This window comes from Clostridioides sp. ZZV14-6154 (assembly GCF_020657785.1).
GTDB lineage: Bacteria > Bacillota > Clostridia > Peptostreptococcales > Peptostreptococcaceae > Clostridioides.
In genome coordinates this window covers 1-25,441 of record NZ_JAGWCY010000017.1, presented here as the reverse complement: position 1 = coordinate 25,441, position 25,441 = coordinate 1, and the positions used below count along the sequence as shown (strand labels likewise).

21 protein-coding genes are annotated in these 25,441 nt (G+C 27.3%); 20 read left to right on the top strand and 1 reads right to left on the bottom strand.

Annotation, left to right across the window (positions count from 1 at the left end; all coding sequences use genetic code 11):
• Positions 1–46 precede the first annotated feature (46 nt).
• Positions 47–670, top strand: coding sequence for a hypothetical protein (locus KGF45_RS18655; protein WP_227830109.1), 624 nt, complete (start codon positions 47–49; stop codon positions 668–670).
• A 25-nt stretch (positions 671–695) separates the two neighbouring features.
• Complete coding sequence (locus KGF45_RS18650) at positions 696–1,307, top strand: hypothetical protein (RefSeq protein ID WP_227843022.1); 612 nt, start codon at positions 696–698, stop codon at positions 1,305–1,307.
• A gap of 258 nt (positions 1,308–1,565) precedes the next feature.
• Here KGF45_RS18650 and KGF45_RS18645 read toward each other — a convergent pair whose 3' ends face one another.
• Positions 1,566–2,399: a MerR family transcriptional regulator gene (locus KGF45_RS18645; protein ID WP_227843021.1), complete on the bottom strand. Its 834-nt coding sequence runs from the start codon at positions 2,397–2,399 to the stop codon at positions 1,566–1,568.
• A 72-nt stretch (positions 2,400–2,471) separates the two neighbouring features.
• On the opposite strand from KGF45_RS18645, the gene KGF45_RS18640 reads away from it, so the two are divergent.
• The 18 genes from KGF45_RS18640 to KGF45_RS18555 all read left to right on the top strand — a co-directional run bounded on the left by KGF45_RS18640 (position 2,472) and on the right by KGF45_RS18555 (position 25,176).
• Complete coding sequence (locus KGF45_RS18640; protein ID WP_227843020.1) at positions 2,472–4,199, top strand: ABC transporter ATP-binding protein; 1,728 nt, start codon at positions 2,472–2,474, stop codon at positions 4,197–4,199.
• A gap of 95 nt (positions 4,200–4,294) precedes the next feature.
• A complete protein-coding gene (locus KGF45_RS18635) occupies positions 4,295–6,100 on the top strand; it encodes an ABC transporter ATP-binding protein (RefSeq protein WP_413841514.1) in 1,806 nt (601 codons plus the stop codon).
• A 327-nt stretch (positions 6,101–6,427) separates the two neighbouring features.
• The gene (locus KGF45_RS18630; protein ID WP_227830104.1) at positions 6,428–7,117 is read left to right on the top strand and encodes a polyphosphate polymerase domain-containing protein; all 690 of its coding nucleotides are present in this window, start codon (positions 6,428–6,430) and stop codon (positions 7,115–7,117) included.
• Between the two features lie 84 nt (positions 7,118–7,201).
• Positions 7,202–7,876 carry a DUF4956 domain-containing protein gene (locus KGF45_RS18625; RefSeq protein ID WP_413841505.1) on the top strand — a complete coding sequence of 225 codons (675 nt, stop codon included), beginning with the start codon at positions 7,202–7,204 and terminating at the stop codon, positions 7,874–7,876.
• 16 nt (positions 7,877–7,892) lie between these two features.
• A complete protein-coding gene (locus KGF45_RS18620; RefSeq protein ID WP_227843018.1) occupies positions 7,893–9,794 on the top strand; it encodes a CotH kinase family protein in 1,902 nt (633 codons plus the stop codon).
• A gap of 349 nt (positions 9,795–10,143) precedes the next feature.
• On the top strand, positions 10,144–10,833 hold the full coding sequence (locus tag KGF45_RS18615) for a hypothetical protein (protein ID WP_227830101.1): 690 nt from the start codon (positions 10,144–10,146) through the stop codon (positions 10,831–10,833).
• Between the two features lie 430 nt (positions 10,834–11,263).
• Positions 11,264–11,803 (top strand): helix-turn-helix domain-containing protein, encoded by a 540-nt coding sequence (locus KGF45_RS18610; RefSeq protein ID WP_021383760.1) that lies wholly within the window; start codon positions 11,264–11,266, stop codon positions 11,801–11,803.
• 18 nt (positions 11,804–11,821) lie between these two features.
• Positions 11,822–12,865 (top strand): spermidine/putrescine ABC transporter ATP-binding protein, encoded by a 1,044-nt coding sequence (gene potA, locus KGF45_RS18605; RefSeq protein WP_227830100.1) that lies wholly within the window; start codon positions 11,822–11,824, stop codon positions 12,863–12,865.
• 1 nt (position 12,866) lies between these two features.
• Complete coding sequence (locus KGF45_RS18600; RefSeq protein WP_227830099.1) at positions 12,867–13,703, top strand: ABC transporter permease; 837 nt, start codon at positions 12,867–12,869, stop codon at positions 13,701–13,703.
• A 104-nt stretch (positions 13,704–13,807) separates the two neighbouring features.
• Positions 13,808–14,482 (top strand): ABC transporter permease, encoded by a 675-nt coding sequence (locus KGF45_RS18595; protein ID WP_227436781.1) that lies wholly within the window; start codon positions 13,808–13,810, stop codon positions 14,480–14,482.
• Positions 14,482–15,534: an ABC transporter substrate-binding protein gene (locus KGF45_RS18590; protein WP_227830098.1), complete on the top strand. Its 1,053-nt coding sequence runs from the start codon at positions 14,482–14,484 to the stop codon at positions 15,532–15,534. Before KGF45_RS18595 ends, KGF45_RS18590 begins: the two co-directional genes overlap by 1 nt.
• Positions 15,535–15,875: 341 nt before the next feature.
• Positions 15,876–16,724 (top strand): GGDEF domain-containing protein, encoded by an 849-nt coding sequence (locus KGF45_RS18585; protein ID WP_227830097.1) that lies wholly within the window; start codon positions 15,876–15,878, stop codon positions 16,722–16,724.
• Complete coding sequence (locus tag KGF45_RS18580) at positions 16,714–18,378, top strand: DUF2334 domain-containing protein (RefSeq protein WP_227830096.1); 1,665 nt, start codon at positions 16,714–16,716, stop codon at positions 18,376–18,378. Before KGF45_RS18585 ends, KGF45_RS18580 begins: the two co-directional genes overlap by 11 nt.
• 49 nt (positions 18,379–18,427) lie before the next feature.
• On the top strand, positions 18,428–19,684 hold the full coding sequence (locus KGF45_RS18575) for a glycosyltransferase (protein ID WP_227830095.1): 1,257 nt from the start codon (positions 18,428–18,430) through the stop codon (positions 19,682–19,684).
• Positions 19,685–19,706: 22 nt separating this feature from the next.
• Positions 19,707–21,788 (top strand): cellulose biosynthesis cyclic di-GMP-binding regulatory protein BcsB, encoded by a 2,082-nt coding sequence (locus KGF45_RS18570; RefSeq protein WP_227830094.1) that lies wholly within the window; start codon positions 19,707–19,709, stop codon positions 21,786–21,788.
• Positions 21,789–21,825: 37 nt separating this feature from the next.
• The gene (locus KGF45_RS18565; RefSeq protein ID WP_227843017.1) at positions 21,826–22,911 is read left to right on the top strand and encodes a glycoside hydrolase family 113; all 1,086 of its coding nucleotides are present in this window, start codon (positions 21,826–21,828) and stop codon (positions 22,909–22,911) included.
• A 57-nt stretch (positions 22,912–22,968) separates the two neighbouring features.
• On the top strand, positions 22,969–24,078 hold the full coding sequence (gene wecB / locus KGF45_RS18560) for a non-hydrolyzing UDP-N-acetylglucosamine 2-epimerase (RefSeq protein WP_227830092.1): 1,110 nt from the start codon (positions 22,969–22,971) through the stop codon (positions 24,076–24,078).
• 123 nt (positions 24,079–24,201) lie between these two features.
• Positions 24,202–25,176: a glucosaminidase domain-containing protein gene (locus KGF45_RS18555; protein ID WP_227830091.1), complete on the top strand. Its 975-nt coding sequence runs from the start codon at positions 24,202–24,204 to the stop codon at positions 25,174–25,176.
• Positions 25,177–25,441: the final 265 nt, after the last annotated feature.

Below are 25,441 nucleotides of genomic sequence, written 5' to 3'. Positions count from 1 at the left end.
TAGGTAAAAAAATAAAAGAAATATTATACTAAAGGAGATTAAAAATATGTTATTAAAAAGACTAGAGAATAATTCTATACAAGATATAATAGATAAAAATAGTGTAAAAGAACTTATAGAATTTGAGAGATTTTGTAGAGATAATGCATTGTGGGATGAAATGAAAAAATGTTTTGCAAAAGATTCAACAGTATCAATATCTTGGTACCAAGGGAGTGGAGAAGGTTTTGTAGAAGAATCAAGTAAGATGAAGTCTTATGCACCTCATAAAGTTTATAATACAGTAGTTTGGATAAATAATAATAAGGCAGTATCAATTACAATGGCGGCTATTCATATTAGAAATGAGATAGATGGAAATTTAGTTGAACTTCAGTCAGATGTTAAGCTTGTGTATAAAACTCAAAAGATAGATGATATGTGGTATATAGTATCTATGGATGCTATATACGAAAAAGATATACTTTTACCAGTTTATCAGAATAGTGATGTCAAAGTTTCTAAGAGTGAAATAAAAAATTATAGACCAACGTATGCAAATCTTTCTTATATGTTGAGTAAGGATGGATATAAAATAAATCAAGAACTTCCTGGAATAGATAGAAAAGAAATGGTTGATAAGCTTTATGAAGATGCAGAAAGATGGTTAACATTACAAAATTGTAAGTAGAGATTCATGTGAGAGTAATGTTTACATGGTATCATACCTTCCAAGAGAGGTGGGATTGATTATGAATTTATTACTCTATAAACAGTTTACAAAGCATGCAATACTGCGAGCGGTTTTTCTTGGAGGCATGGGAATTGCATTTTTAATATTCCCTGAATTTCTTCTTGGAGGCATGTTTTATGTTATTGTTGGATATATGATTTTATGTGGTGTTTTGCGGATTGTGGATTTTATCTTAGAAAATGGTGCAAAACACCTTTTTAACTATGGAAGTCTTATTATAGCAATTTTACTTATTGTGTTTGGACTTCACTCAATAGCTTTTTCACGTTACTTAATCCACGTATCACCTGTTTATCTTGGTTCATTATTGTTGATTGAAGCAGTAGTATATTTTGTTATTACTTTGTGTGTGACTATATTTTGGCAGAAAATTATTTTGATTATTCTTGCAAGCATTGCTTTTTTAGGTGGAATTGCTGTTATAATTTTTACATTTGGATTTGGAATTGGAGGTATTTTAGGTCTTACACGAGTTTCTGGATTTGCTTCTTTGTTTTCATGTTTATATACAATTACTGCTTATTTAATTTATCAAAAATCAAAAAATAGATGGGAAAAGAAGAAAATAAAATGAATCTAATAGAATAGAAAGAAGTACCTTTACATATATAAATTGGTTAATGTTTAGAATAACTTTAAATTTATATACTTATAATTAATGGATGAAAAAGTGATAGCTATATTTAACTATCACTTTTTTATTTGTCTATATAGTTAATTTATAGAGATAAACTTATATAAAAGAGTCAAAGAATTAAATAGGGTGATTTCTGATAATTATACTAATTTAAGTTTAAGTTTTGTGTAAAAGCAAAATCAGTTGTAGTTATTTTTAAAGTTGTTTAACTTCAACTGAGATTTGAGTTATATATTCATCAATATCTCGAACACTTATATCATATAGAAGATATTCTTCATAAACAAAGTCTCCTATACGTAAATCATTATCCTTAAAAAAATTTAATAGTTTTTCATAAGTTGTTTCAAGTGTATCATAACTTCCTTTATGATAAGCAGTTACATAGAGTCCTTTTGGTTTGATTGATATTGGACATTTTTTGTATTCACGATTAACTTTAGTAAACAAGTGTGAATATGACTCGAAATTTTTATTTAGTATATCCTCACCTTTAATAATCGAACCAATCAAGCAATCATCACTTAATTCATAGTTATCCATAAAATTGATACATTCATATAAGAATTTCTCTTCATCATCTCCCATAAATTGTTCTGTTTCTATAAGAGGACTTTTAACTATGTATTCTTCTTCATGTTCTTCTAAAGTAATAGTATTTATATCAATATCACAAGCTTTTTTAGTAAGTGCAATAGTGGATTCCATTAAAGTCTTAATATTGTTTAATTTTTCAATTTCATTGTTAATATCAATACTCTTTTTTTCTAAAAGTTCAATTAACAAACTAGGAGTTCGTTTATCTATATAAGTTTTAATTTCTTTTAAAGGCATTTTTATTTCTTTAAGTGATGAGATTATGCTAAAAATACTAAGTTGATGGTATGAGTAGTATCTATACCCATTTTCTTTTTTCAATTCTGGAGAGAAAAGACCTATATCATCATAATGAAAAAGTGTTTTTTTATTGACTCCACAAATCTTTGCAAATTCACCAGTGCTAAAGTAATTTTTTGAATTTTGGCTCATAATTAAAATTCCTCCTTGACTATCCTGTTACAGTATAGTTTATCATAATATTTTGTAAAGGAGTGTGAAAGTATGAAAAAATTAATTCGTTTTTTAAAACCTTATAGGATTTTAATTGTTACAATGTTAATATTTACGTTTTTGCAAACACTTGGAACTTTATATATACCAACTCTTACCGCGAGTATAGTAAATAATGGTGTAGTAAAAGGAGATATAGATTATATTGTAAAAACAGGTGTATTAATGCTAATAGTAGCAGGAATAACAGCTCTATCAGCTGTATTAGTATGTAAAGTATCAGCAAATCTTTCATCAGGATTTTGTAGAGATATTAGAGAAGCAGTATTTATAAAAGCTCAAGAATTATCAATAAATGACTTTAATAAAATAGGTACAGCATCTATGATTACCAGAAGTACTAGTGATATTACTTTAATAGGGCAATCTTTATTTATGTTTATTGAGTTGGTGTTACCAGCACCAATTATAACTATTTCTGGATTATTTTTAGCTTATTCTATAGATAGAGTAATGACAATTATTATTGTTGTAATAATGGTTTTATTCATGCTGTTTGCATGCTTAGTTGGTAAAAGAGTTATCAAATTATTTAAGATAATGCAAACAAAAATGGATAATATGAATAGAGTGTTACGTGAAGCTGTAACTGGAGTAAGAGTTATAAGAGCTTTTAATAGAACTAGTTTTGAAAAGAATAGATTTGATAAAACAGCAGTGGATTATTCTCAAACAGCAATTTCAATAAATAAGATATTTGCAGTACTTATGCCTATTGTAATGTTAATAATGAATTTAGGTATAGTAAGTATTATTTGGTTTGGTGGAATAAGAGTAAGTAATGGAAATATGGAAATAGGTCATATAATGGCTTTAGTTGAGTATTGTATTTTAATTTTATTTTATCTAATCATGGCAGTAATGGTATTTATGTACATACCCAGAGCAGGGGCTTGTGCAGATAGAGTAAATCAAATATTAGACATAGTACCTGAAATTGTAGATGGAAATAATTCTGAAAATATTATTTCAGAAAGAGGGCATTTAGTCTTTAAGAATGTAACATTTTCATATTCAGAATCAGAGGAACCTGTCTTAAGCGATATAACATTTGAAACAAAATCTGGAGAAGTAACTGCAATTATAGGAAGTACTGGCTCTGGCAAATCTACGATTGCAAATGTAATACCACGTTTTTTTGAAATTCAAGAAGGTGAGATATCTATAAATGGTCAAGATGTTAAGAATATGTCTCAAAAAGAGCTTAGAGATAAAATTGGATTTGTACCACAAAAAGCATTCTTGTTTAGTGGAACAATAGAAGAAAATATAAAGTATGGAAAAGAAGATGCAAGTATTGAAGAAATAAAACATGCAGCAAACATAGCTCAAGCTGATGAATTTATTTCTAGTATGGAAGATAATTATGATTCATTTGTAGCTCAGGGTGGAAATAATTTATCTGGTGGACAAAAGCAGAGAATCTCTATTGCAAGGGCATTAGTTAGAAAGCCAGAAATATATATATTTGATGATAGTTTTTCTGCATTAGATTTTAAGACAGATAAAAAACTTAGAAGAGCATTAAAAGATGAAATTAAAGATTCAACAGCTATAATTATAGCACAACGTATAAGTACAATCATGGATGCCAATCAAATTATAGTTTTAGATGAAGGTAAAATTGTAGGTATTGGTAAACATAGAGATTTACTTAGAAAATGTGATGTTTATAAGCAAATTGCAGATTCACAGCTTAGTAAAGAAGAACTTGCATAGCAAAAGAGAAATTCAATTTGTTTATTTGGAGGTGTAATATGAGTGAAAATATAGTAGAAAAAAAAGAAGTAGATGTACTTAGTTTTGAAGATGGTATGTCAGCAGAAAAAGCTAAGGACGCAAAAAAAACTACAAAAAGACTATTAAAATATATGGCAAAACAAAAGTTTAAAATACTGACAATTTTTATTGCAGTATTAATAAGTTCAGCTCTTACGGTTTTAGCACCAATGATTATGGGAAAAGCTATTGACCAACTATTTAATGGAATAAAAACGGCAGTTCAAACTGGCACAAAATTTAGTGTAAACTTTAGTACTATGGGAGGTATAATATCAGTACTTTTAAGCTTGTATCTTCTTAGTTCAGTATTTATATATATACAACAATATATTATGTCAGGAGTTGCACAAAATTTAGTTCTTAGTATGAGAAAAGATTTAAGTGATAAGCTAAATAAACTTCCTCTTAAGTATTATGACTCACATAAAAAGGGAGAAACTCTTAGTATAGTTACAAATGATTTAGAAAAGGTTGCAGATAGCCTGCAAGAAGGATTAATGCAACTTATTACAGCAGTAGTTACGGTGATTGGTTCTATAGTTATGATGATAAACATAAGTATGTCACTTACAATAGTATCAGCTATAACATTAGGTGTTTCGCTATGCATTACTATTGTAATTGCGGGGAAATCACAAAAAAGATTTTCAGAAAACCAAAAGGCTTTAGGTGAATTAAATAGTAATATAGAGGAGATGTTTACTGGTCAAGTAGTAGTTAAGGCGTTTAGTAAAGAAGAAGATACTATTAAAAACTTTAAAATAGTAAATCAAAATCTTTATAATGCTAGTAGAAAAGCACAATTCTCATCATATTCAATATCTCCAATCATTAGATTTGTAAATCAAATTGGGTATGTGGTTATAGCAGTTGTAGGTGGTATATTTGCAGCAAATGGAACAATGACTCTTGGTAGTATACAGGCATTTATTCAATATGTAAATCAATCATCAGAGCCTACCACAGAAATATCTTATATTACAAATATGCTTCAAGCAGCAATTGCATCTGCTGAGAGAGTATTTGGAGTAATGGATGAAATAGAGGAGGTAAAAGATAAAGAGCCTTCAAAAGTTATAAATATACCTAAAGGTAAGGTAGAATTTGAACATGTTAAATTTGGATATAATGATGATTCTATTCTTATGAAAGATATTAATATTAAGTTAAATGCAGGAGGTAAGATTGCAATTGTTGGACCAACAGGAGCCGGAAAAACGACTCTTGTAAATTTACTTATGAGATTTTATGAGATACAAGAGGGTAGAATTACTATTGATGGTATTGATATAAAGGACTTAAAACGTGGAGAACTTAGAACGATGTTTGGAATGGTACTTCAAGATACATGGCTATTTAATGGAAGCATAAAAGAAAATATTGCATACAGTAAATCAGATGCTACAATGGAAGATGTTGTAAGAGCAGCAAAAGCAGCAAGAGTAGACCATTTTATAAGGACTTTACCTAAAGGATATGATACTATATTGACTGAAGATGCTTCTAATTTATCTCAAGGTCAAAAGCAACTTTTAACAATTGCCAGGGCAATACTTTCAGACCCATCAGTGTTAATTCTAGATGAAGCAACTTCTAGTGTAGATACTAGGACAGAAGTTGAAATTCAAAAGGCTATGAATAACTTGATGAGAGGAAGAACTAGCTTTGTTATCGCACATAGATTATCAACTATTCGTGATGCAGATTTAATATTAGTAATGAAAGAAGGTACTATTATTGAACAAGGAAGCCATAAAGAGCTTCTTGAGAATAAAGGATTTTATGAGGAACTTTATAATAGTCAATTTTCAAGAGAATATGATGAAGAAGTTGTATAATTTAATGGAAGATTCATAATCTATATTCCATGATTTTTAGAGAATAAATCCAACTCAATGACTTACTTTGAAAATAAGTAACATGAATAAAGGCTATGTAGAATACAAAATATTGGTGTATTCTATATAGCCTATTTATTTTGTCATTACAATGTAAAGTTTAAGCATGAGATAAAATTGGAAACATTAAATTATCTGGAAAACTTTCTTTGCCACATATATGCCATAAAGATGCACTTATTTTACGGAGATTTAACAAAGCCGAGTAAAGTATACTCTAAATATAAAATAAATCAAATATAGTTAAGAAATTGAGAGGTGATAAAAATGGATAAAAAGTTAAACTACAGATTTGAAATGAAACATAAAATAACTGAAGCGGATGTGTTAGCTTTGAAATCAAGACTTTATCCAATAATGAAAAAAGATGCAAATGCATCAAAAGATGGAAAATATCTTATTAGAAGTTTATATTTTGATACACCAGAAGATAAAGCTCTTCTTGATAAGTTAAATGGTGTTGCAATAAGAGAAAAGTTTAGAATAAGATTTTATAATAATGATTGTTCTTTTATAAAATTAGAAAAAAAAATAAAGCACTATAATATGACATCAAAGCTGTCAGCTAGTTTAACTAAAAAAGAAGTATTGAAGATATTAAATAATGATATTGAATTCTTAAAAGAATCAACAAACTGTTTATTAAGGGAGTTTTATCTAAAGATAAAATGTGAAAGATTGGAGGCAAAAAGTATAGTCGATTACGATAGAGAAGCTTTTGTTTATCCAGTTGGGAATGTAAGAGTGACAATTGATAGTGACATTAAAACTGCTGTAAACTCAACAGATTTATTTAATAAAGAATTGCCAACTGTTTCAGTTATTGACGAAAATATGACTGTATTGGAAGTTAAATATGACGAATTTATACCAGACTTTATAAAAGATTTAGTTCAAATTAATAAGACTACTTCTACAGCTGTTTCAAAGTATGCATCAAGTAGGTTATATACATAAGAATAAAAATTTAAGATTTAGATAAAGACATGTTTAAATAAAATTTAAAGAAAAAACGAAGAAATAGGAAGGATGATTTTAATTATGACATTTAACGATATTTTTAAGTCAAGTTTTATAGAAAACGTATCAGGTTTTTCATTTGTGGATAGTGCTTTAGCTCTAGGCTCAGCATTTTTAGTAGGTTTGTTTATATATATGGTTTATAAGAAGACATATATGGGAATTATGTACTCTCGACCATTTAATGTATCACTTGTAGCACTCACTATGCTTACAACTTTTGTAATATTGGCAGTTACATCAAATGTAGTCTTATCTCTAGGTATGGTTGGGGCTTTATCTATAGTAAGATTTAGAACAGCAATTAAAGACCCAATGGATTTAGTATTTCTATTTTGGTCATTGGGTTCAGGTATAGTTTTGGGTGCAGGTTTAATTCCATTAGCTGTAATGGGTTCAGTAATTATGGGATTAATTTTAATCTTCTTTTCAAACAAAACAATCTCTGAAACACCATATATATTAATGGTAAATTGTAATAATGAAGATTCAGAAGACATTGCAACTGACAAAATCAAAAGGGTATTTTCTAAATATCAAATAAAATCAAAGAGCGTGACACCAGAAAAAGGTATAGAGTTGGTGTTTGAAGTTAGAATGAAAGATGGAGAAACAAGTCTTATAAATGATTTAAGTCAAGTAGATGGAGTTACTAATGCAGTTCTTGTAAGTTACAATGGTGATTATGTAGCATAGAGAGGAGTAATCTTTTATGAAAGATAAAAAACTTACCCTTCTTATCTCATTTATGGTTGTATTTTTATGTGCAATAGTTGGAATATACAGTATATCTGGAAATAAAGGTGTTGATTTATATAGTGATGCGTATATTGAAAAATATTTTGATAGAGACAAAGTTATGGAAATTAATATAGAAATAGATGATAGTGATTTAAAAGATATGAATGAAAATGCTATAAAAGAAGAATTTAAAGTTGCAAAAGTAACCGTAGATGGTGATGCATATGGAAATGTTGGAATCAGGACTAAAGGAAATTCAAGTCTTACATCTGTAGCAAATAGTGATAGTGATAGATATAGTTATAAGATTAATTTTGATAAATATAACACTAGTCAAAGTATGGAAGGGCTTACTCAATTAAATCTTAATAACTGTTACTCTGACCCCTCTTATATGAGAGAGTTTATAACATATAGTATTTGTGAAGATATGGGATTAGCTACTCCAGAATTTGCATATGCAAATGTTTATATAAATGGTGAATATCATGGTTTATATTTAGCAGTGGAAGGATTAAAAGAATCTTATCTTGAAAATAACTTTGGAGATGTAACAGGTGATTTATACAAGTCTGATGAAGGCGCTTCATTGCAGTACAATGGAGATGATTCAGAAAGTTATTCAAATTTAATCGTTGAAAGTGACAAAAAAACAGCTGATTGGTCTAAGGTCACAAAACTATTAAAATCTCTAGATACAGGTGAAGACATTGAAAAGTATCTTGATGTAGATTCTGTTCTTAAAAATATAGCAATAAATACAGCTTTGTTAAATCTCGATAGCTATCAAGGTAATTTTGCTCACAATTACTATCTGTATGAGCAAGATGGAGTATTTTCTATGTTACCATGGGATTTTAATATGTCATTTGGTGGGTTTGGTGGTACTGGTAAAAGCGGAGATGGGCAATCAATATATATTGATGAACCAACGACAGGTAATTTAGAAGACAGACCTCTAATATCTGCATTATTAAAAAATGAGACATATAAAACAAAATACCATGAATATCTAGAAGAGATAGTAACAAAATATTTAGGTTCAGATTATCTAGAAAATATGACAACAAAAGTACATGACTTAATAGTATCATATGTAAAAGAAGACCCAACAGCATTTTATACATATGAAGAATTTGAAAAAAATATAACATCTTCAATTGAAAGTTCTAATGATGATAAAGGTGGTAATAAGGGCTTTGGCAATCAAGAATTTAATAATAAAGATTCTAATGATGAAAATAACGAAAATAAAAGTGATGAAAAAGAAGTCAATGCGGAACTTACTTTAAGTGAAACTAAAAATAATGCAGATAGTCAAGCTGTAGACAATAATGAAGATAAGAATAATACAAATAACAAAGATAGTACAAATAACAATGAAAGTGACGATAAGAGTAAAGAAAATTTAGAAAGTCCTATGGGTAAAGGAGGAAAATCAATACCAGGAGTTTTAGAGGTAGCAGAAAGTATGAGTAAAACAATAAAAGCTCAATTAAGTGGAGAGTCTTCTTCAACGAAGGAAACCTCTGATAGTGAGAATTCAAGTGATAATAAAGACATGAAAGAAGCTGATGAAGGTATGAATGGAATGCCAGAACCACCTGAAGGAATGGATGGTAATACGCCGCCAGGTATGGGAAATATGGATAAAGGCGATACGAATAATAAGCAAAATGGTAATATGAAAATGGATAGAAATCAAGGTAGTCCAAAAGAAGCTGGAAACTTTGGAGGCAAAGGAGGAGGTTCTATGAGTAAAACAACAGCATGCTCTAAATTGGTTTTAGGCGGAACTTCTATGTTAGTTATGTCGGTTATGTTAGTATGTATATCAAAAATAAATAGAAGAAAATTTATAAAGTCAAAATAAAATAAAAATAGATAAATACTGATACTGTTAAGTGCAACTACTTTCTTAACAGTATTTTTTTGCTTTATATTAATTTAAAATCTCACATTAGGTTTTACTATTTCATTATAAATAGGCCTAAAAAAGATTTTAAAATATAGAATTTCAACATAGAAATATATAAATTATCTCTTCGAAAAAATAATCTGAAAATTTGTAACCAAATTGTAATAAAATGGTAGTTATTTAGCATAAAATGATGTATCATAGAGTTGTATTATAAAATTTATAAAATAGGATTTTTGTATGAAAACTGCTGACTTTTGGTATTTAAGGTGAGTAGTTAAATTATGTTTAGGAGGGGTAGATTTTGTTACAAAAAGTATTATGGAAATTTTCAAAGCTGGTTTTAGGTCTATTTATATGTTCAATTGGTATAGTATTGACGATAAATTGTAACCTTGGTTTATCTCCTTGGGATGTGTTTCATCAAGGTCTTTCAAATCATGTAGGAATAACTATAGGGACTGCCTCTATAATTGTAGGCTCTATAGTAGTTATAGCTGATGTTATTCTTGGTGAAAATGTAGGATGGGGAACTGTATTTAATATGTTATTAATTGGCTTTTTTATGGATTTACTTCTATACACTAACTTAATTCCAAAGACTGATAGTGTATTAATAGGAATAATTATGTTGATTTTAGGTTTGGGGCTTTTAGCTCTTGGAATGGTATTTTATATGGGAAGTGGTCTAGGAAGTGGACCTAGAGATGGTTTGATGGTTGCTCTTCAAAAGAAAACAGGAAAATCACTTAACTTAATAAGAGGAACTATAGAAGTTGGTGCATTAATAGTTGGATTTTTCTTAGGTGGAAAAGTTGGTATAGGAACTATAATAAGTGCATTTGGCCTAGGATATCTTACACAAATATTATTTAATTTGTTTAAATTAGATTGTAGTAAAATTAAACATAGATTTATAATAGATGATATAAAATTTATAAAATTATATATGAGTGGAGATAAAAAACCTGCCACTCAAAATATGGCTAAATAGTCCTATAAAGAATTAATTAAGAGTATATAGTAATTATAAATAAAAATTTTCTTGTAAATATATAAAATTTCAAATATTAAAAGATATGGATTGCTAAAAAACTATAAAATATAGATTTTTAGCAATTTTTTATTTACTTAACATATTCTAAGACCTTAAAAGCTTTTATATATGTTAGATGAATTGATTTATTTATAATTAGAGATACTAAACTTTATAGATATTAATATAAACACATTCAAATTGTGTATTTTCAAAGCCTTTAAAATACTTGTATTTATTCTAACTAAAAAAATAAAAAAATTAGCAAAAAAGTCTTGTATTATATCTGAATTTTATATATAATTACCTATGTTGTTTACAAATTTTAAACTCAATGTTTAGTAAACAAAATGTTTAGTAAAATAAAACACAAATTAGGAGGTGCAACATGGATATAGGTGAAAAGATAAAAAGATTAAGAACAGAAAAACAACTGACCCAGGAAGAGTTAGCTAATAGATGTGAATTGTCAAAAGGATTTATTTCTCAACTAGAAAATAACTTAACATCACCATCCATAGCTACCCTTATAGATATACTTGAGATATTAGGTACAAATTTAAGGGAATTTTTTAATGAAATAGATGACGAAAGAATTAGTTTTACAAAAGAAGACATGTTTGAAACTGAAGATGAGGACTTAAAATATAAATTAAAGTGGTTAATTCCAAATTCACAAAAAAATGAAATGGAGCCAATAATAATAACATTGTATCCAGGTGGACAATATAAAGAAGAAAAGCCACATGAAGGTGAAGAATTTGGATATGTACTAGCAGGTTCAATATATGTTCATATAGGCGAAAAGAAAAATAAGGTAAAAAAAGGAGAAAGCTTTTACTTTAGACCAAGAGCAAATCACTATATATCAAACGAAGGAAAAACGACAGCAAAAGTGATTTGGGTAAGTACGCCACCATCATTTTAGAATAGAGGTGTTTAATAATTGGTAGAAAATATAATAGAATTAAGAGATATATCTAAGCATTATGAGGAACTTACTGTTTTAGATAATTTCAATTTAGATATAAAGAAAAATGAGTTTTTAACTTTACTTGGGCCAAGTGGATGTGGAAAGACTACTACATTAAAAATAATAGCAGGGTTTGAGTATGCTGATGATGGCAAAGTTTTATTTGAAGGTAAAGAAATAAATAATTTACCACCATATGAAAGACAAGTAAATACAGTCTTTCAAAAATATGCTTTATTTCCACACATGGATGTATATGAAAATGTAGCTTTTGGCTTGAAAATTAAAAAAACTCCAAAAGATATAATAGATACTAAAGTAAAAGAAGTTTTAAAACTTGTTGCATTAGAAGGATTTGAAAGACGACAAGTAGACTCATTAAGTGGAGGTCAACAACAAAGAATTGCAATAGCAAGAGCTTTAGTAAATGAACCAAAAGTGTTGTTGTTAGATGAGCCACTTGGAGCATTAGATTTAAAATTAAGACAAGAAATGCAAATAGAATTAAAAAGAATTCAAAAAAAGTTAGGAATAACATTTGTATTTGTAACTCATGACCAAGAAGAAGCTCTTACTATGTCAGATACTATTGTTGTAATGTATAAAGGTAAAATACAACAAATGGGTACACCTCAAGACATATACAATGAACCTAAAAATTCATTTGTAGCGAAGTTTATAGGTGAAAGTAATATATTTGATGGAATTATGATGGAAGATTATAAAGTAAATTTCTGTAAGAGAGAGTTTGAATGCGTAGATAAAGGATTTGAAAAAAATGAAAATATAGAAGTAGTAATAAGACCAGAAGATATAAAAATGGTAAAGCCAGAAGAAGGAATGTTAAAGGGGAAAGTTACATCTACAGTATTTAAAGGAGTGCACTATGAAATAGAATTAAATGAAAATGGAAGATTGTGGATACTTCATAATACCAAAAATGCTGAAGTTGGAGTAGAACTAGGCATGGATATATATCCAGAAGACATCCATATAATGAGAAAAGAGAGTAACTAATATGAAGAAGAAATCTTTTTTAGCATATCCATATGTAGTTTGGAGTGCGATATTTGTAATAATTCCTTTAATACTAGTAGTATTTTTCAGTTTTACAAAAGACTCAAGTACAGGTTATGTGTTTACACTTGAGAATTATAAAGAAGTAATAGACCCTATATATATTAAAGTATTTGCTCGCTCTATTCTTTTAGCAGGAGTAGCTACATTGATATGTCTTGTAGTTGGTTATCCAGTGGCATATATAATCTCAAAAGCTCATGTAAGTAGAAGAGGTTCATTAATACTGTTGTTTATTCTTCCTATGTGGATGAACTTTCTTTTAAGAACATATGCATGGGTAGCTATATTAGGAAAAAATGGACTTTTAAATACGTTTTTAGGATGGTTTGGAATACAGCCATTAGCAATTTTGTATACTAATGTTGCTATACTTTTAGGTATGGTATATAACTTTTTACCATTTATGGTTCTTCCAATATATACAGCACTTTCAAAGATGGATAATGATTTAATAAATGCTGCTCATGACTTAGGTGCAAATAACATGACAGTATTTAGAAAAATTATATTTCCTTTGAGTCTGCCTGGGGTAATGTCTGGAATAACTATGGTATTTATGCCAGCAGTTACTACTTTTGCAATATCAAGACTGCTAGGTGGAGGCAAAATAATGTTAGTTGGAGATTTGATTGAACAACAATTCACAGTTGTTGGAGATTGGAACTTTGGCTCAGCTATATCAATATTTATGATGATAGTAATATTAATATCCATGTCGATAATGTCAAAATTTGGAGATGAATCTGACAAAGAAGGTGGTGGGTTACTATTTTAAAATTAAAGAAAATAACTTCTAATATATATTTAGCATTAGTATTCTTATTTTTGTATGCACCCATATTTGCATTGGTACTATTTTCTTTTAATGATTCAAAATCAATGGCAAGATGGAATGGATTTACATGGAAGTGGTATGGTCAATTACTTCAAAATGAAAGTATAATGAGTGCTTTATACTACACTGTTGTGATAGCTATATTAGCATCCGTAATATCAACAATAGTAGGAACTATAAGTGCTATAGGAATACATAAGATGAGAGGGAAGAGTAAAAAATTAATACTGAATGTAAACTACCTTCCTATTTTAAATACAGAAATAGTTACAGCAGTAGCCCTTATGAGTCTATTTGTATTTGTAAAAATGGAGTTTGGTTTTACAACAATGTTATTAGCACATATAATGTTTTGTTTGCCATATGTTATACTTTCAGTTTTACCAAAAATGAAGCAATTACCTGATAATATAGAAGATGCAGCTATGGACTTGGGAGCAACACCTATGTATGCTCTTAGAAAAGTAATTTTACCACAAATAAAACCAGGTATAGTTTCTGGATTTTTAATTGCATTTACTATGTCAATAGACGACTTTATAATAAGTTTCTTTAATGCTGGAAATGGTGTAAGTAATCTTTCTATAGAAATCTATGGAATGGCTCGAAGAGGTATAAAGCCTGAAATAAATGCATTATCAACGATAATGTTTGCAGTGGTTTTAGGATTACTTCTATTGGCTAATAAAAAAGAATCTATAGTAAGGGGGACTAAATAATGATTAAGTTTAAGAAAATAATATCCCTTGTAACTGTAGGTATGATTACAGCTACTTTATTTACAGGATGCAATAAATCAACAGATTCTACAAAGGTTCTAAATGTATATAATGTTGGTGATTATATAGATGAATCTCTTATAGATAAGTTTGAAAAAGAAACAGGAATAGAAGTTCAATATTCAACTTATGATACTAATGAAATGATGTATCAAAAGGTTAAGAGTGGTAGTACTCATTATGATTTAGTTTTTCCATCGGATTATATGGTGGAAAAAATGAAAAATGAAGGTCTTTTGGAAAAAATAGATTTTAAAAACATACCTAATATGAAGTATTTAGATAAGAGTTTTTTAAATCCTGTATATGATGAAACTAACGAATATAGTGTTGCATATATGTGGGGTACTCTTGGAATATTATATAATAAAAAAGAAGTTAAAGAGCCTATAGATAGTTGGAATATACTTTGGAATCCAAAATACAAAGGAAACATGATGATGTTTGACTCTGTTAGAGATACTATAGGGATAACTCTTAAAAAATTAGGATACAGTATGAATAGTGTAAATCCAAAAGAAATAAATGAAGCAAAAAATCTTTTAATAAAGCAGAAGGATTTAGTCCTAGCATATGTAAACGATGAAGGAAAAGACAGATTATTAGGTGGAGAAGTCGCAATGGGGATGTTGTATTCTGGAGATGCAGTTACATTGATGGATCAAAATCCTGACCTTGACTATGCTATACCTAAAGAAGGTACGAACAAGTGGGTGGATGCTATGTGTGTACCTACAACAGCACAAAATAAAAAAGAAGCTGAGTTATTTATAAACTTCTTGTTAGACCCAGAAAATGCAAAAGTAAATGCTGAATACATTGGATATTCAACACCTAATACAGGAGCACTAAAGTTATTGGACCCAGAAATAACTAGCAATCCTGTTGCATATCCATCTAAAGATGTGCTTGCTAAATGTGAAACTTTTGAAGATATTGGTGAAAATATCAAGTTATACGATAAAGCTTGGATAGAGTTAAAATCAAAATAGAGTATTATTTATTTAATAATATTTACTTAATAAAACTGTTCTTATTTAGAAATTATTTTCTAATTATTGAACAGTTTTATTTTTTTTACTTATATCTATATATGTATATGTTATAGATATATATAATTTATTTACTATGAATACATACATGATAATTATTTTGAAGATAAGCAAATAGAGAACATTAATGTTAAATATTTGTTTGTTTTTTTATTATTTATATACATATATAATTTAATTTATTTTTACTAAGTTAAAAAATTATTTGCATATTGATTTTAATAATAATTAGAAAAAATGGGCAACTTAATAAAATAATTGGAGGTGTAAATTTATAAAAAATGAATGGGACAAATAAAAAGATAGATTTATTAATGTTAAGTTTGTTTGTTTTTATATTTTTAATTGTTGGGATAGTAATACTATCTATTAGAACAGAAAATAAATTGAATGTATTTATAATGTTATCAGTTATTTTTTTTATAATAATGTTAACTTATTTATCAAACTCAGTAGTTGGTTTAATAACAAGTTCAATAATTATATTTATATATACGTCCTATATTTTATATAACAATATTACTCATAATATAGATATTGAGTTTATATCATATATATGGATAATAGCAGTACCAATATCTTCAATTATAATGGGAAATATAAATAAAAATATAAATGAATTACAACTTACAAATATAAAATTAACTGAACAATATGAGGAACTAGTAACTATAGATAATGAAACTGGGCTTAGAAACTTAAAAATTTTTTATAATGATGTAAATATGGAAATAAGTAAGTCAGTCAGACATACTACTACTTTTTCTCTTATGATAGTAAAACTACCATATTATGAAAACCTACAGACTATATTTGGTGAAAGTAAAACTAACAAAATAGTAAAATATATTAGTTCAAATATTGTAGAGTGTACAAGAAATGAAGATATAATATACAGTTTACAAAAAGATATGATAGGAATACTGATGCCAAACACAGCATTAGAAGGTTCAAAGGTTGTTAGAGATAGAATAAAGAAGAGGATAAAAGAGTTAAACTTAGATTTAAATGATAAAGGAAAATATGTAAATATAGATGTGAAAATTGCAATTTTAGAGTATAGAGATACTTTTGGAGATAGTATAAATTTTAAGAATATGGTTGAAGAGGAATTGCAGTATGATGTTTAAAACTTACAATAAAAATTTATCTAAAGTATTAATTGTGCTTTTAATAGTATTGATAATGTCAAATTTTAATATACACTCATATGCACTAGAAACTTATTCTAATACAAATAAGGTATTGGTTATCTATGATTCTAAGAAAGAAACATCTTACAATCAAGACATATTGAAAATTGTAAGAACTCTATTAGGTAGATTTAGCTCAAATATCGAGTTATTAAAATTAAGCAACTATGATAATGAGATAAATAAAACTTATTATAGTCATATATTTATTATAGGGATAAATGAAAATTCATATATTAATGATGAAAAAACTAACATCTTAATTAATTCATTAGATTCCTATAAAGGAGTCATCTGTTGGTTAGGATATGGTATAGAAAATCTGTTGGAATATAAGAAATATAATTTAGAATATGTAAAAAAAACAAATAATATAAACAGTGTAACCTATAAAGGTAAAGAGTATAACTTAGATGAACACCATTTATTTAATATTGTAAAATCAACAGATAAAAGCAATAAAATTATAGGAACTATTAGTGATACAGTAAATGAATATCCGTATATTGTAAATGACAAAAATCTTTTCTATGTGTCAAAGTTGGATTTAGATGGTGTTTTATTTTATATATTTTGTGATTCACTAAATGATGTGTTTGATATTGAAACCTTCAATAATGGTCGCATATTTGTAAGAATAGAAGATGTACATGCATTTAGAGAACCAAAAGAATTAATAAAAATAGCTGATTATTTAAGCAATAAGAACATACCATTTACAATTGCTTTAATACCAGCTTATGTAAATCCTAAAAATCATAGAATAACTACTTTATCAGAAAGCCCTGAGATTGTTAAAGCAGTAAAATACATGCAAGATAAGGGTGGTACAGTGATATTACATGGATACACTCATCAATATAAAAATGAAGAAGTTTCTGGAGAAGGATATGAATTTTGGGATGGGGAAAAAGATGCTCCATTAAAAGAAAATATGACAATTTTTGTGAAAGATAGAGTTTTAAAAGGGCTTAGAATATGTATAGAAAATGGGATTTATCCTCTTGCATTTGAAGCTCCTCATTATGCAATAGAATCTGAAGGATATAAAGAATTAAAAAAATATTTTTCTACTTATGTAGGACAACATCAAAATAATGATAAAAAATTTAGCACAAATACATATCCCTATGTTATTAGGGATACAGAAGAGTTTAATATATTTGTACCGGAGAATTTGGGATATATAGACCCAGAGGATAAGTTTACTTTTCAAAATATAAAAGAAAATTTAGATACAGTATCTATTGTCAGAGGCTTTAGTGGCGGTTTTTTCTTTCATTCGTATTTAGATATAAAATATTTGAAAGATACAATAGAATACCTAGAAAAACAAAATATAGAGTTTATGGATTTAAGAGATTTTGATAATTGGGTAAAGGTTGATGAGATACAAATAAGAAATGATGGTAATGAAATTAAAGTCAACTATGATAGAAATTTAGAAAAAAATAAAGAAGATGAAACTAGGTTTAAATCTATATCTAAAATCAGCAAAATCTTAATATCAATAGTATCCATAAGTGTTTTAGTTTTTGTAATTATATTTATGTATTTTAAAAAAATAGACAAAAAGAAATTTTTAAAATAAAAAATTTTAGATTAAGTTCTAAGATTTAAAAAGATTTTAGGAGAATTTTATGAGAGGATTAAATGTATCAGAGTATCTATTTATATTTAGTTTATTTAGTATATGGTCTTTACTACTTATAAATATAGTTTTAGCTATGGGGGGGTATTTATTTTATTTTAGGAACTTTGATAAAAAAATAAAAAAAATTGATAGATATCCAATGGTATCAATACTTGTTCCTGCTCATAATGAAGCCAAGGTAATAGGTAGGACTGTGGAATCTTTACTACTACTTAATTATCCTAAAGATAAAATGGAACTTATTGTGATAAATGACAATTCTTCTGATAATAGTAGAGAAATTTTAGAAAGCATAAAGAATAAATATAAAAATTATAATTTTACTATTATAAATACAGATAGCATAACTGGAGGTAAGGGAAAATCAAATGCATTAAATATTGGATATAAAATTTCAAAAGGAGAGTTTATAGCAGTCTATGATGCAGATAATACTCCAGATAGAGATGCACTTAGGTATTTAATACAAACAATAGTTCTAGATGATGAATTAGGTGCTGTTATTGGAAAGTTTAGAACCAGAAATAAAAGTAAAAATCTATTGACGAAATTTATAAATATAGAAACTTTAAGCTTTCAATGGATGTCTCAAGCTGGTAGATGGCAATTATTTAATTTATGTACAATACCAGGAACTAACTTTATATTGAGAAAAAGTATTATAGAAGAAATTGGGGGATGGGATAGCAAAGCAATTGCAGAAGATACAGAAATTAGCTTTAGAATATATAAGTTAGGATATAAGATAAAACTTGTGCCACAGTCAATAACATGGGAGCAGGAACCAGAAACTATTAAAGTTTGGATAAAGCAAAGGACTAGATGGGCAAAAGGTAATATATACGTTTTAATGAAATATATAAAAAATATATTTAAACAAGGGAAAAATAAAATTGTATTTGATATAGCCTACTTTTTTTCTGTATATTTTCTATTTTTAACATCTGTTATTATCTCAGATATTTTATTTGTCTTAAGTGTATTTAAATTAATAGAGATTTCTATTCCAATCAACTTTATCATAATATGGATACTATCGTACATTTTATTTATCATAGAAGTGAGTATAAGCTTAACTATAGAAAAAGGTGAGGCTACAATCGAGAATATATTTATAGTAGCACTTATGTATTTTACATATTCTCAACTATGGCTATTTGTTGCTATAAAAGGAATGGTAGAGTATTTAAAAGATATAATTTTTAAAAGAGAGGTCAAATGGTATAAAACGGAAAGATTTTAATTCATGTACAGGAGGTATTAATATGAAAAAATTTGTTGTATTAATTGTATCTTTAGTATTGTTTTTTTCAAATATCGCATTTGTAGATGAAGTAAAAGCTGATGAAACTAAAGTCAAAAATTATAAGTTTGAAAGAGATGTAACTATTGATGGAGTTATAGGGAGCAATAGTACTTTTTTTGAAGTAAACAAAAATTGGGACGTTGAGGAAGTGTCATTTAATCTTAATTTTAGTAAGAGTCAAATATTAAATGGAGATGTTTCAAGTTTAACTATCTTAATAAATAATGTACCAATAAAATCAATTAAACTAAATGCCAAAAAAGATTATAAAGATACACTAAAAGTATTAATACCAAAAGAATATATAATACAAGGATATAATGAAATAAAAGTAAAAGCATATAAAACAATATCTGATAAAATATGTCAAGATGATTCTAACACTGGAAACTGGATGGTTATTCATAAGGAATCTTATACATCAATTAGATATAAGCAGAAAAAATTGGGCAATTCAATAAATGAGTATCCATATCCATATATAGAAATTGAAGAAAATTTTAAATTAGACACAACTTTAGTAGTTCCAGATAATATGAGTAGGGGTGAATCTACAGCTGTGTTTAATTTAGCATCGGAATTTGGAAAAATAACACAGAACGATAAGTTACAGTTTGATGTTAAATTATATTCAGAAATGAAAAACTGGTCAGATGATAACATTATATACATTGGTAAACCTGAAAATACGGCAGAAGAAATTTTAAATATTCTAAGTGCAAAGGAACAAACTTTATTATCTTCAAATTGTATAATTAAACAGATAAATTCTCCATACAACAATAATAAGAAGATGTTAGTAGTAATAGGTAGTAATGAAGAAGATTTAATAAAAGCATCAAATTTATTGATAGACAATAGACTTTCTAATCAAATTTTATCATCATCAATACTTGTAAATAAAGATACTAATATAAAGACTGCTGGTGAACAAGAATTAAATTTAGGTCATATGACTTTAGAAGACCTAGGATATACAGATATTTTGCTGGAAGGTGCATTTAGTCAACAAGCTTTATTTGATGTTAGAATACCAAAAGGTAGAAAGTTAGATAATGGCTCAAAGATTGTTTTAAATTTAAGATATTCTGATAATTTGGATTTTGACAAATCATTAGTTACAGTGTATATAAATGATGTTGTCGTAGGAAGTAAAAAATTAGATAGGGCATATTCAGATAATGACAAACTAGAATTAAAAATACCTAAAGATATAGATAATAAAAACTATTATCAAGTTAAGCTGGTGTTTAATTTAAGTATAAAAAATTTAAATTGTGTTACAAGAGAAAGTAATAATCCTTGGGCATATGTGTCAAATAGCTCTTATTTGGAACTATCAACAAAAGAGAATCAGTCACTGAGTTTTGAAAGTTATCCATATCCATTTGTTAAGAATGATAAGTTTAATGATTTAACTGTGATAATGCCAGATTATTCAGGGTCCCAAGCAATGACATGGATGTCCAGACTAGGTGTTAATTTAGGTGCAAATATGAATTCGCATGAGGGAAACATAAATGTAATTAGAGGTAAAGAGTTTAGCAATAAATATAAAGATACGAATATTATAGTTTTTGGAGTACCACTTAACAGCTCTGTTATAAAGATGATAAATAGCAACTTAAATATAAAGTTCAATAAAAACTATTCTAACTTTTTATCAAATGATAAGATAAGCTTTATTGACGATTATGGTAAAAATATTTCATCAATACAATTGATAAAATCACCTTACAATAATCAAAAAAATATTATGGTAATAAGTTCAATAGATGAAAAAAATTTATATTTAGGAATGGATTATTTATTAAATAAAAGTCAAGTGAATGATTTAAAAGGAGATACATTAACAATTGATGAATATGGAGAAGTAAAAGATTTAACGTATAATACAAAAATAAATAAAGAAATAAAAGATTCGAGTAGAGAATTGAATATAAGTAAAACAGCTAAAGTTTTTTTTGTTGTTTCTTTTATTGTTATAGTTGTAGCTGTAATTCTATCAATGTTATTTATTAAGAAATATAAAAGAAGATAATACAGTAAACGTATTATTTTAAAATGAGGTATATGATTTGAATAAAAATGTAAACAAATTTAAATTTAAGAAAAATATTTTAATCTTAGGAATTATTTTAACTTTTATATTTATAATTTATTTTGTAAATGTTGAATTAAAAAATAGAAGTTTAGTAAATAGCCAGTATGAGGGCAAGATTAAATCAGCCAATTTATCTATAGATTATGAAATAAATCAAGTTATGAAGGATATAGATAAGCTAGGATTGAATACAATAAATGTACCTATAGTTATAAATGTGGATGATATTAATTCTGATATCATGTCAATAGATAATAATAGCAAAAAAAAGGCAATTAAACTAATAAAAAAATTAAATAAGAAGGGTATTTCCACAATATTAGAAGCATATCCATGGATAAAAAATGGAGAGTTATATGAGACCGATTGGAATCCTATGAATAAAAAAAGATTTTTTTATAACTGGCAAAATACTGTATTAAATGAACTTATAGAAGATGTATCAAATCCATTGAATGTAAAGGTTTTAAATGTAGGCTCTAATTTTGTATACTTAGAAGAATATCAACAAAATTGGGGTGAAATAATAGATTTTGTACAATCAAAATTTGATGGTCTTGTAACATATAGAACTAATTGGTGGTATACGAGAAAAGGTGATTTAAATAGTAAATTATCTTATGAACAAAAACTAAATAATAATTTTTTTGATAAGTTAGACTTTATATCCATAGCAGCGTATTTTGAGTTAAGTGATAAATCTGTCAATACAGTTGATGAATTGGTTTCTGCTCTACATTCATCTACTGTGAATAATAGAGGACAAAATATAAAAGAAGAACTATATAATCTTTATAAGGTTCATCGTAAACCGATATTTTTTGGAGAATTAGGTTTTTCAAATAGAGAAAATGCAAGCTCTCAACCATGGAATCATGTTCCTTCAGAAATTATAAATGATGAAGAACAAGCAAGATGCTTTGAAGCATATAGGCGAGTTTTTGAAAAAGAAGATTGGATAAATGGTTTTTCTGTATTTTGTGTAGGTAAAATTGATGAAGAAAAAAACTTTTATCCATCAAAAGAGAGTATAAAGATTATTAAATCTTGGTATAAATAAACTTGTTATATAAATAGACAATTATAGTATATAAATAGTTGATTAGGAGAGATATAAATGGATGACATCAAGGTTATGACTGTATTTGGAACTAGACCTGAAGCTATCAAAGTAGCTCCTTTAATTAAGGAACTTGAAAAAAGAGAGCATATAAACAGTATTGTGTGTGTGACAGCACAACATAGAGAAATGCTTGACCAGGTTATAGAAACTTTCAATATAAATGTAGATTATGATTTAGACATAATGAAAAAAGGGCAAAGTTTAAATGATATAACATGTAAAGTTTTAAATGAACTTCCCATGATTATAGATAAAGAAAAGCCAGACATAATCTTAGTACATGGAGATACAACGACAACTCTAGCTACTAGTTTAACTGCATTTTATAGTAAAATTCTAGTGGGTCATATAGAAGCAGGACTTAGAACTTATGATAAATATTTTCCATTTCCAGAAGAGCTAAATAGACAGCTTACAGGAATTATTGCTGATATACACTTTGCCCCTACTAGTTTGGCAAAACAAAACTTAATTTCAGAAGGAAAGTCTGAAAACAATATATTTGTAACAGGTAATACTGCAATTGATGCATTAAAGATGACAATAAGAGAAAATTATACTCATCCTATAATAGATAAGCTTGGTGATGACAGAATGATTTTATTGACTTCTCATAGGAGAGAAAACTTAGGAGAACCCATGAGAAATATATTTAGAGCTGTAAAACGAATAGTAGATGAATTTGAAGATGTACAGGTAGTATATCCTATACATTTAAATCCTGAAATACGTAGTATAGCTAGTGAAGTATTTGGGAAAAATTCTAAAAAAATTCACATTATCGAGCCTTTGGAAGTAGTTGATTTTCATAATTTTTTAAACAAATCCTATATGATAATGACTGATAGTGGAGGAATACAAGAGGAAGCTCCATCACTAGGAAAACCAGTACTTGTGTTAAGAAAAAAGACAGAAAGAATAGAAGGTGTTAAAGCAAAAACACTTAAATTAATAGGTACAAATGAAGAAAATATATATAATTCTGTAAAACAATTATTAACAAATAGAAATAATTATATTCAAATGAGTAAAGCGTCTAATCCATATGGGGATGGAAATGCAAGTAAGTATATAGTGGATGTAATAGTGAAAAAATTTAATTGAAGATACTTAAATTAGCTTTTATTAACTTAATTTAAATTTTATATATAAGATAGAATTAAAATATAACCACTTAATATAAAAATTATGATAAGATAAGGAATACAATTAGCAAGGGGGAATAATATGGCTAGAAAATGTATAAAAAATTTAGGTAAAAATAAAACTATAAGAAGATTAAAGCTTATATTTAAAAAGATATTTATTACTGTATTTATAATAGCAAGTATAATAGCTGTTTTTAATATAACAAAATATTTTGAAGACTTATACAAGGTAAGAGATATAAAAACTACTAAAATTGAATACTATATGGATGTAGCTGATGAAGCAGGGGGCGGAAAAGTTCAATTAAGCTGGAAGGAGTTACTTGCTATAGATATGGTAATATATGATGAAGATTTAAGTAATATAAAAAAGAAAGATACATTAAATGTCGGTGAAAAATTTATAGTAGAAGACAAAAATGATAAGGGAGAAAAAGTATACAAGGTAAAAAAGTTTAATAAAGTATTGAATGAATTGAAATTTGACACTTCTCAAAAAAGTAGAGCAAAAAAATACATGAAGGATTTAGAATACACGTATCTTGGAAATAAAGAATTAAAAGATAGTGATGAAAAAATTAAGTTTATAAAGAAATTAGAAGACTCAGCTATAAGAGAGTATATCGATTATGGCATATTACCATCTATAACAATTGGACAAGCAATATTAGAATCTGGGTGGGGTAATTCTAAACTTACAAAGCAAAGTAATAATTTATTTGGTATAAAGGCAGATAAAGCATGGAAGGGAAAAAGTGTAGCAATTTCAACTTCTGAACATTATAATGAAAAGATTGTAGCAAGTTTTAGGTCATATGGTTCACTGGAGGACTCTGTAAAAGACCATGGTTTATTTTTAGTGAATAATAAAAGGTATAGAAAAAATGGATTGTTTGAATCAAAAGACTATATTAGTCAAGCACAAGCATTAGAAGATGCTGGATATAGTACAGCTGAAGACAAAAGTGGGAATCGTATATATGCAGAACTACTGATAGAAGTTATTAGAAGTTATAACTTACAATTAATAGATAATAAAGTAGAAACAAAATAAGTATTGATTCTACATGAATGTGTAACAAGATAAATTTGTTTTTTACAAAAGAATAGAAAAAATGTAAAAAAACATAAAAAAATGTATTGACTTGTTATTTAAAAGGTGATATTATTATTACTGTACTCGAAAGAGAGCAAAATGAACTTTGAAAATTAAACAGTAGGTTAATTTATAAAACAAGAAACAAACCATAAAGCCAGATATTTTGATAACAATAGTATCTGAGCCTGATAAACTTTTATTTGAGAGTTTGATCCTGGCT

Bases quoted from the DNA above. Each gene is read 5' to 3' on its own strand.
- KGF45_RS18655 (WP_227830109.1), top strand. From the start codon at position 47: ATGTTATTAAAAAGACTAGAGAATAATTCTATACAAGATATAATAGAT.
- KGF45_RS18650 (WP_227843022.1), top strand. From the start codon at position 696: ATGGTATCATACCTTCCAAGAGAGGTGGGATTGATTATGAATTTATTA.
- KGF45_RS18645 (WP_227843021.1), bottom strand. From the start codon at position 2,399: ATGAGCCAAAATTCAAAAAATTACTTTAGCACTGGTGAATTTGCAAAG.
- KGF45_RS18640 (WP_227843020.1), top strand. From the start codon at position 2,472: ATGAAAAAATTAATTCGTTTTTTAAAACCTTATAGGATTTTAATTGTT.
- KGF45_RS18635 (WP_413841514.1), top strand. From the start codon at position 4,295: ATGTCAGCAGAAAAAGCTAAGGACGCAAAAAAAACTACAAAAAGACTA.
- KGF45_RS18630 (WP_227830104.1), top strand. From the start codon at position 6,428: ATGGATAAAAAGTTAAACTACAGATTTGAAATGAAACATAAAATAACT.
- KGF45_RS18625 (WP_413841505.1), top strand. From the start codon at position 7,202: ATGACATTTAACGATATTTTTAAGTCAAGTTTTATAGAAAACGTATCA.
- KGF45_RS18620 (WP_227843018.1), top strand. From the start codon at position 7,893: ATGAAAGATAAAAAACTTACCCTTCTTATCTCATTTATGGTTGTATTT.
- KGF45_RS18610 (WP_021383760.1), top strand. From the start codon at position 11,264: ATGGATATAGGTGAAAAGATAAAAAGATTAAGAACAGAAAAACAACTG.
- KGF45_RS18600 (WP_227830099.1), top strand. From the start codon at position 12,867: ATGAAGAAGAAATCTTTTTTAGCATATCCATATGTAGTTTGGAGTGCG.
- KGF45_RS18595 (WP_227436781.1), top strand. From the start codon at position 13,808: ATGGCAAGATGGAATGGATTTACATGGAAGTGGTATGGTCAATTACTT.
- KGF45_RS18590 (WP_227830098.1), top strand. From the start codon at position 14,482: ATGATTAAGTTTAAGAAAATAATATCCCTTGTAACTGTAGGTATGATT.
- KGF45_RS18585 (WP_227830097.1), top strand. From the start codon at position 15,876: ATGAATGGGACAAATAAAAAGATAGATTTATTAATGTTAAGTTTGTTT.
- KGF45_RS18580 (WP_227830096.1), top strand. From the start codon at position 16,714: ATGATGTTTAAAACTTACAATAAAAATTTATCTAAAGTATTAATTGTG.
- KGF45_RS18575 (WP_227830095.1), top strand. From the start codon at position 18,428: ATGAGAGGATTAAATGTATCAGAGTATCTATTTATATTTAGTTTATTT.
- KGF45_RS18570 (WP_227830094.1), top strand. From the start codon at position 19,707: ATGAAAAAATTTGTTGTATTAATTGTATCTTTAGTATTGTTTTTTTCA.
- wecB (WP_227830092.1), top strand. From the start codon at position 22,969: ATGGATGACATCAAGGTTATGACTGTATTTGGAACTAGACCTGAAGCT.
- KGF45_RS18555 (WP_227830091.1), top strand. From the start codon at position 24,202: ATGGCTAGAAAATGTATAAAAAATTTAGGTAAAAATAAAACTATAAGA.